Raw genomic sequence first — 224 nt, forward strand, 5'->3', positions numbered from 1 at the left:
TATTTTGCTGATCCCAGGGACGTCTTCGGTTGCGCATTTACGGGAGAATATGGCTGCTGAAAAATTGCAACTTTCTGAGGAAGTGTTGTCTACGTTGGAGGGTATTTCGCGAGAATAACGAATATACAAAAGGGAAAGATGCATTTCCCTTTTGTTTCTTTTTTAATGGCATGGAGTGCATATGTTTAAGGCCAGGATTTGCGGCTGGATAGGTTTACTTCCCC

Annotated in this window: 1 pseudogene; it reads left to right on the forward strand. The window is 42.9% G+C overall.

The window, feature by feature from the left end:
* Window positions 1–118, forward strand: a pseudogene (locus tag KI369_RS30185) (oxidoreductase); the annotation flags it as partial.
* Window positions 119–224 lie beyond the last annotated feature (106 nt).

Origin of the sequence: Bacillus sanguinis (assembly GCF_018332475.1) — a bacterium.
GTDB classification, from domain to species: domain Bacteria; phylum Bacillota; class Bacilli; order Bacillales; family Bacillaceae_G; genus Bacillus_A; species Bacillus_A sanguinis.